Origin of the sequence: Streptomyces odonnellii (assembly GCF_000981895.1) — a bacterium.
Classification (GTDB): domain Bacteria; phylum Actinomycetota; class Actinomycetes; order Streptomycetales; family Streptomycetaceae; genus Streptomyces; species Streptomyces odonnellii.
In genome coordinates, this window is sequence record NZ_LATD01000555.1 from 1 (window position 1) to 3,872 (window position 3,872).

1 protein-coding gene and 3 pseudogenes are annotated in these 3,872 nt (G+C 69.0%); 1 reads left to right on the forward strand and 3 read right to left on the reverse strand.

The genetic code is table 11. From position 1 onward, the window contains the following. Positions 1–252 precede the first annotated feature (252 nt). Positions 253–397 (forward strand): annotated as a pseudogene (locus WH07_RS42345) (IS701 family transposase); the annotation flags it as partial. Between the two features lie 156 nt (positions 398–553). On the opposite strand, the pseudogene WH07_RS41620 reads toward WH07_RS42345, so the two are convergent. From WH07_RS41620 to WH07_RS34930, 3 genes and pseudogenes are all read right to left on the reverse strand, one after another. After that, positions 554–937, reverse strand: a pseudogene (locus WH07_RS41620) (alcohol dehydrogenase catalytic domain-containing protein); the annotation flags it as partial. A 19-nt stretch (positions 938–956) separates the two neighbouring features. Continuing rightward, a complete protein-coding gene (locus WH07_RS34925; protein ID WP_046509097.1) occupies positions 957–2,396 on the reverse strand; it encodes an aldehyde dehydrogenase family protein in 1,440 nt (479 codons plus the stop codon). Between the two features lie 172 nt (positions 2,397–2,568). Beyond that, positions 2,569–3,336, reverse strand: a pseudogene (locus WH07_RS34930) (enoyl-[acyl-carrier-protein] reductase FabV); the annotation flags it as partial. Positions 3,337–3,872 lie beyond the last annotated feature (536 nt).

The following is a 3,872-nucleotide window of genomic DNA, read 5'->3' on the forward strand; positions in this document are numbered from 1 at the left end:
GCCGGGATGTTTCTCAACGGCCATTTGTAAATCCCCGGTGGCGGCCAGTTGTACCTGCACACGTCAATTGGTCAGGCCGGTGCTGGCGATGTCGTAGCCATGGGCGGGGCGGGGGAGGTCTGGGGTGGCGTCGGGGACAGATGGGGCCACCGGTGATCATCGATGTGTGAAGACTGAGGATCAGACGGTGGCCGATGGGGTCACAGCGTAGACCCGGGCCGTTGGGACGGACGGGATGACTACGCAGGGCTGATGCGACGCATAGCCGGACGCTTCGAGCACGCCGAACCCCGCCGTCGGGTGGGGAAGTTCGTCCGAGGGCTGCTGGCGGACCTGCCGCGGAAGGGCCTGATGGACGATCGCAGAGTGGGCCGTGAGGCCACACCGGATGGGATCAGCATCATCTGCTGGAGCGGCGAAGTGGACCTCGAACTACTCCCGGACGGCATGCTCCTTCACTTCCTCCATGGCCGCATGCCAGCGCACCTCACGCTCTTCTCTCACGCGCTCCTCGCTCTTTCTGCGCCGGGCATCGCCCGGCGGGCCTTGACCGCGTGCGTTCGGCGAAGGCGGAGTTGGCGGCGAACTTCCAGAGCTTTTCGCCGCCGCAGCTGAAGGGCTGCTCCGGATTGCCGAAGGAGCCGCGGCACATGGTGGGCGGCCGCGGTGGCACTCGGCGCGGGTGCCGCAGTTGGCGATGGTGGAGAGGCCACGTGGTCGCCGGGCTCGACACGGGTCACGGCTCGCCGCCGCCGGTCGCCCTTGTGGCCGAGGGCGACCGGCGGCGGGAACAGGATGGTGCCGTCGATCAATGGCAGGTCACTGTGCCGGAGTCCGGCCGCCCGGTTGCCGACGAGGACCTCGCCGGGGCCCGGGGCGCGGCTTCCAGGTCGTCCACGATGTGCGGCTGCTTGCCGTCGAAGATGACGCCTCGCATGGGTTCGTCACCTCTCGGCTCAGGACGGCCAGACGACCGACTGGAGTTCGCTGTACGCGTGCAGCCCGGAGGAGTTGCCGAAGGGCGTTGCGGGGTGGCGCTGTGCGGTGTTGATGCCGACGTTGCCGCTGCGCAGCCGGGCCGCGAGGTGCCAGGCGCGGGCGGTGTCGCCTGAGAAGACGTAGTCGTAGGGGCCGTACGGGGTGCCGGTGGCGATCCGTACCGCCTCGTCCTCCTCGTCGAAGGGGATCACGACGACCACCGGACCGAAGACCTCCTCCTGTGCGACGGTCATGTCCTGGGTGACATCGGCGAGGACAGTGGGGGTGACGTAGAACCCGGGCTTGAGCTCCGGACGTTCGCCGCCGACGGTGACCCGGGCGCCCTCCTGCCTGGCGCCTTCGACGTACGCCTCGACGCGGTCGCGCTGGGCGGCGGAGATGACAGGGCCGACCATGGTGGAGTCATCCGCGTGGTCACCGACTGTCGCGTCCCGTGCGTACCGTGTGAGTGCGGCGACGGCCTTCTCGTACAGCGATCGGTGTACGAGCATCAGGGTCGGCGCCGTGCGGATCTGACCGCTGTGGACGGCGAAGGCCGAGCTGACCGCCATGACCGCCGACTTGAAGGTGTTGTCGTCGGCGTCCTCCAGAAGGATGGCCGCGCCCTTGCCGCCGAACTCCATGAGGGTGCGCTTCATCTGCCCGCCCGCGGCTTCGGCGATCCTCTTTCCCTCGGCGGTGGAGCCGGTGAAACTGACCATGTCGGTGTCGTAATGGGCGACCAGCGCCTCGCCCGTGATGGGGCCTGATCCCGCGACCAAATTGTAGACACCGTCCGGCAGACCGGCCTCCTTCATGATCGGGCCCAGCTCCAGACAGCTGAGTGGGTCCTGCGCTGCGGGCTTGGCAATCACGGTGTTGCCCATGGCGAGCGCCGGGGCGACCTTGCCCGCGAGGTTGGCGATGGAGAAGGTATAGGAGGTGATGCATGCGACGACGCCGACGGGACGGCGCACGGCCGTCGCGCCGATGAGCCCGCCAGGTGCGAGCGGGCTCGCGGTGACGGGGTGCGGCGCGAAAGGTACGACGTCGGGCTCCAGCGCGCCGCGCGCGCAGCTGCGGAAGCGGTCGGCTGCGGCGAGCACCGTGGACTTCGCCACCCGCCTGGTCGCGCCGGTCTCGGCCTGCACCAAGGGCACCAGTTCGTCGGCCCGTTCGGAGATCAAGGATCCGATGCGCTCCAGGATGACAGCGCGCTCGCGCGGCTCGGTGCGGGACCAGTCGTCGAAGGCGTCCCTGGCGGCCTCAGCGGCGGACCAGACCTCGGCGGCGTGGCCCTCGGGGGCGTAGCCGACGGCTTCCTCGGTGGCCGGGTTGGTGACCTGGTAATGACCCTGCTCGGGCTCGCGCCAGGCGCCGGCCAGCCACTGGCCGTACTTCTTGGGGGAATCGGTCATGATTCAGGCTCCCTTCGGCAGGCCGAGCACGCGACCGGCGATGATGCCACGCTGGATCTCGTACGAGCCGCCCATAGATGGTGCCGGCGCGGGAGAGGAGGAACGCCCACCGCGCCGGGTCGAGTGATGACGTCATTTGTTGAGGGAGACGGTCACGCCCTCAACGGCGAGTTCAAGGAGGCGACGGGTTCGGCCAGGACAGGTCGGTCTCGACCGGGGTGGCGTAGTCGACGCCGGGAACGCCGAAGCCGTACAGGGAACGGAACTGGGCACGGAACCACGAAATGTCGGCCAGCTCGGTGAGGGTCTCGGAGGTGATCGACTGCCAGCGTTCGGCCACGGCGGCCTGGACCGGCTCGGACAGCTCCCAGCGATCGAGGCGGATGCGGCCTGACTCGTCCACGTCGGGCCGGTGTGCGGTGAGCTGGTTCCACAGCTGGAGCGACTGCTCGACGGGGGACGGGAAACGGTCGCCCAGGACGCCGCGGAGCAGACTGACATACAGCGGGATGCCCGGGATGGCGGTCAACGCCTGAGTGATCGCAGCTCCGTTCACCGAGGTGTAGGCGCGGCCGCCCACTGCGGCCAGCTGCTCGGTCAGGGCGCCCGCGGTGGACTCCAAATCGGCCTTGGCCGCGCCGATCGTGCCCTCGCGGTAGATGGCCGAGGTCAGCGGCGAGCCGATATAGGTGAGGGCGACCGTGCGAAACCCTTCGCGCAGCAGCCCTCGCTCCGCCAGCGCGGTGACCCAGCGGGACCAGTCCTCGCCGCCCATGACACGCACTGTCGCGGCGGTCTCGGCTTCGTTCGCCGGGCCAACAGTGACCTCGCGCAAGTACGCGGCACCGTCGTCGGCGAACTCCAGGTTCCGGGTGCTGTACGGCGTGCCGAGCGGCTTGAGCACCGACTGGTGGGTGCTGCCGCTCCGTGGCCCGGGACGACCGGCTCCTCCCCGCCGAGTACATGCGCCGCATCGTGCGGGAACGCCTCGGCGTCACACCCGACGAACTGCCCGGCGACCACTGCCCCATGCTCGGCCATCCCACAGCCGCTTGGCCCCGCGCCCATCGTCCAGCATCAGCACTCGGCTGCCGACCGATATCCGGCTACCGATCTCGCTGTCGATCGCCTCCGCCGGGATGGCCGGATTGTTCGTCACACAGCGATCACGGGCACCCCTCACCCCTCATCGCGGATCACCCGTTGGAATTGATCATCCGGCCTTCGGCTGCCAGAAGCACCCCCGCCTCACCCGAACGGCTGTACGTGTACCTCGCGTACAAACCCTTACCCCGCAGGCTGTGCCGCGCGGCGCTGTTGGATCGATACTGGATGCCAGCGGCGGACCGTCGCAGAGCGTCTTCACCCGCGCCCCAAGGAGCTGACCATGCGTCAGGAACGTCGGCACCCGGTCGGCGTCAGTACCGCCGAAAGCTGCTTCGGAGCGGGGACCGCCAAGATCACAGAGTCACCAGG

What these genes read in the sequence shown, in the direction of transcription:
- WH07_RS34925 (WP_046509097.1), bottom strand. Translation starts at nt 2,396, where the DNA reads ATGACCGATTCCCCCAAGAAGTACGGCCAGTGGCTGGCCGGCGCCTGG.